The 3,479-nt window shown below is 43.1% G+C and carries 2 protein-coding genes; both read left to right on the top strand.

The genetic code is table 11. From position 1 onward, the window contains the following. Positions 1–144 precede the first annotated feature (144 nt). Positions 145–1,506 (top strand): PBSX family phage terminase large subunit, encoded by a 1,362-nt coding sequence (locus BN338_RS01135; protein WP_051018460.1) that lies wholly within the window; start codon positions 145–147, stop codon positions 1,504–1,506. Next, positions 1,491–3,329, top strand: coding sequence for a portal protein (locus BN338_RS01130; protein WP_425277452.1), 1,839 nt, complete (start codon positions 1,491–1,493; stop codon positions 3,327–3,329). Before BN338_RS01135 ends, BN338_RS01130 begins: the two co-directional genes overlap by 16 nt. Positions 3,330–3,479: the final 150 nt, after the last annotated feature.

Genomic DNA, 3,479 nt, shown 5'->3' with positions numbered 1-3,479 from the left:
ATCTCATGCAAAAAAGGAGAGTGCATTGAGTATCCAAATGAAGAGCAGATAAAGCCGTGCTTTTGAGAAGAGCGTTTTTCTTTAAATTGCTTTGATCAGCCGAAGTGTGAAGCTCAATTATTTATCAGTAATGAAAATTTATAAATGAAAACGGTTCAGAAAATTTCTCAAAAAATAGAGAAAAAAACAGCTCAAGTGGCTCTTATTCCAAAGCTTATTCCTGTCTTTACCGGAAAAGCTGATGTGCGCGCCGCTTGGGGGGGACGCGGATCTGGAAAAACACGTTCTTTTGCGCTCATGTCCGCCGTGGTGGGATATCGCCATGGAATGGCCGGAGAACGCGGTATTATCCTTTGTGCGCGACAGTTTCAAAATTCTCTCAATGACAGCTCTTTGGAAGAAATTAAACGCGCTATCGAGTCTTATCCTTTTTTACAAGACTATTACGAAATCGGCGATAAATATATTAAATCAAAAGATGGACGGATTGTCTATGTCTTTGCTGGACTGGATCGAAATATCGCTAGTATTAAATCAATGGGGCGCGTTTTCCTCTGCTGGGTCGATGAGGCAGAACCAGTGACCGAAACCGCTTGGCAAACGCTTATTCCAACTTTGCGCGAAGAAGGAAAAGATTGGAATGCTGAATTATGGGTCACATGGAACCCGTGCCATGAAAATGCACCCGTAGAAAAACGTTTCCGAAATGTCGATAATCCGTATATCAAAGGAACGGAAATTAATTGGCGCGATAATCCAAAATTTCCCGAAAAACTCAATCGCGATCGAAAAAACGATTTACAGCAAAGACCAGAACAGTATAACCATATTTGGGAAGGCGAATATCTCCAAGCTGTCCAAGGTGCTTATTATCAGAAATGTTTGCTCGAAGCCGAAATGGAAGGGCGCATTACAACCGTTCCACGTGATCCTTTGATCCAAACAAAGATCTTTTGGGATATCGGAGGAACAGGGGCAAAGGCTGATGCTACCGCCTTATGGGTCGCACAATTTATTGGACGGGAAATTCGCGTGCTCGATTATTATGAAGCCCAAGGACAACCCCTTTCAGAGCATGTGGGCTGGGTCTTTCAAAGGGGATATGAAAAGGCGCTGATGGTCTTGCCTCATGATGGCGCGACAAAAGATCGTGTCTATAATGTCAGTTTTGAAAGTGCGCTTCAACAAGCCGGTTTTCAAACCAAAATCATTCCTAATCAAGGAACAGGTGCTGTGAAAATGCGTATCGAAGCCGTAAGGCGTTTGTTTCCTGCTCTATGGTTTAATCGTGAAACAACAGCTGCGGGGAGAAAAGCCCTGGCTTGGTATCATGAAAAGCGTGATGAACAGCGCAATATCGGGCTGGGCGCTGAACATGATTGGGCAAGCCATGGGGCCGATGCCTTCGGACTCATGTGTGTGGCTTATGAACAGCCACATGCCCGACCTAAAAAAAATACCTATCGCTCTTTTCACCATTCTCAAACTTCATGGATGGCTTTTTAATGAATATGTCTACAGATTCTTCTTTTAATCAAATTGAAACGCTTGAAAATCAAGCGCTCTTTAAAAAACTCGTGGGGTGGTATCAGGATGATATTCCTCATGTCGAAAAATGGCGAAAAAATGCTCAAGAAGATTACGATTTTTATAATGGGCGGCAATGGAATGAGCAAGACTTGGCTGTCTTGAACGAACAAAACAGACCAGTCATGACTTTTAACCGTATTGCCCCTTTGATTAATGCCGTCATTGGGGTGGAGCGCAATAATAAAAGACAAGTCCAATTTATTCCTCGACAAGAAGGAGCCGCCTTTGCAAACCAGATTTTGACAGGAGCAGCCGAATGGTTTCGCGATGAAGCTGATGGGGAATACGAAGATTCTGATGCTTTTCAAGATGCAATTATTTGCGGAATGGGCTGGACAGATACACGCCTTGATTATGAAGAAAATCCGCAAGGAAAACCAATCATTGCGCGGCTTGACCCTATGAAAATGGTCTGGGATGCGAGTGCTGTGAAACCTAATCTCATTGATGCACAACGTCTATGGTATATTGATGAAAAACCTCTGGCTGTCGCTCAGCAAATGTTTCCCAATGTTCATTGGAGTGATCTTCATGCAGATTGGGTGAAACATCAGAGTTTTTTACAGTCAACAAGCAATGGAATGACACAAAATTATCTGGAAGAGAGGGAAGAGGAAACAAGCTATCAACGCCCTAAAATGGTGACTTTGGCAGAATGTCGCTGGTTTGAACGTGAGGTGGTGTATAAAGTGCTCGAACCGCAAAGCGGAAAGTTGATCGATTATTCAGAACAGGATTTCCAAAATTTAAGCAAAAATTTTCCCAATGTTCAAGCAACAAGATTGATGAGAAAAATTGTCAAACGGGCATTTTTAGGCAGAAAGTTGCTCGAAACACCCGATAAACCCTTAGTTCCCACAGGTCAATTGGGATGGGAATGTATTACCGGTACTTTTGATAAGTTAAGCCGGCAATTTTACGGACTGGTCAAGCCAACAAAAGATCCGCAACGGTGGGCAAACAAATATTTTAGTCAAGTGATGCATTTGCTCAATAGCCAATCAAAAGGCGGAATTATGGCAGAACGTGATGCTTTTGATGATGATCGACAAGCTGTCGAGAGTTGGGCTAGAGCTGATAGCATTACTTGGTTGAAAAGTGGGGCTGTATCTGGCGGAAGAATCCAGCCTAAACCCGTGGCACAATTTCCACAAGGGTTTTTCCAACTGTTTAATGAAGCAAAGAGCGCTCTCGAGCAGGTGACGGGATTGTCTTCTGAATTTATTGGGACGCGCGCTGTTAATCAGCCTGGTATTCTGGAACAACAACGACGACAATCATCCCTTAATCTGTTGGCTTCCTTTTTTGATGGTTTGCGTCGATATCGGCAACGACAGGGAAAAATTATTCTCTATCTTATTCAAAATTATCTGTCCGATGGGCGCCTCGTCCGTATTGCCGGTGATGAAAATGCACAGTATGTTCCCCTCACACGCGAAATGGTGACGAGTTTGGAATATGATATTGTCGTGGATGATGCACCAACAAGTCTCAATGAAAAAGAGCGTACTTTCGCATTGATCATGCAATTGCTTCCTTTGATGCAAAATTTTGCAACGCCAGAGATTATGCTCGATCTCTTACGCTATTCACCTTTACCGGCCTCACTGATTCATAAAATTGCGATTAAGACGCAAAACGCTCTCCAAGAAGAGAAAAATGCTGTAGCGCAGATGGAGAATAAGGTGAAAGAAGAACAGATTATGCAGATGTTGCAGATCCTAACGGCTCAACAATAAGGTGCTTTATGGTGTGTGATCTTTGATCAATTTCATCTACTAGAATGGGCTTATTTCTTTTCATAGCTGCTCCCTTTCTCAGAAGAACGGCCTTTATGTGCTGTTGAGAAAAAACAGGGGAGAGATGGCGTTTTGATATCATGGTAGGGG

Origin of the sequence: Bartonella queenslandensis AUST/NH15 (assembly GCF_000312585.1) — a bacterium.
GTDB lineage: Bacteria > Pseudomonadota > Alphaproteobacteria > Rhizobiales > Rhizobiaceae > Bartonella > Bartonella queenslandensis_A.
Note: the sequence above shows the minus strand (reverse complement) of the source record. Positions and strands in the feature narration are given on the sequence as shown.

Excerpts from the sequence above, each read along its gene's own strand:
- BN338_RS01130 (WP_425277452.1), top strand. The coding sequence starts at position 1,491 with ATGGATGGCTTTTTAATGAATATGTCTACAGATTCTTCTTTTAATCAA.
- BN338_RS01135 (WP_051018460.1), top strand. The coding sequence starts at position 145 with ATGAAAACGGTTCAGAAAATTTCTCAAAAAATAGAGAAAAAAACAGCT.